At 58.8% G+C, this 243-nt stretch carries 1 rRNA gene; it reads left to right on the top strand.

What is annotated here, in order from left to right:
• Positions 1-243, top strand: a 23S ribosomal RNA gene (locus tag CKW00_RS13540); the annotation flags it as partial.

A 243-nucleotide genomic window follows, 5' to 3' on the forward strand; every position in this document is an offset into this window, starting at 1 on the left:
TACCACCCGCCTCCGTTCGAGCGAACGGGGGGACGCAGGAGGATAGGGAGAGCGCACCATTGGATGTGTGCGTCCAAGCTGTGAGCGCGTCGGATAGGCAAATCCGTCCGGCAAGCGCAAGCAGTGACGGGGAGAGAAAATGAGTATCGAAGCTCCTGATTTCACACTGCCAAGAAAAGCCTCTAGCGAGGATGGCGGGTGCCCGTACCGCAAACCAACACAGGTAGGCGAGGAGAGTATCCT

It is taken from the genome of Salimicrobium humidisoli, from assembly GCF_002295105.1.
GTDB lineage: Bacteria > Bacillota > Bacilli > Bacillales > Halobacillaceae > Salimicrobium > Salimicrobium humidisoli.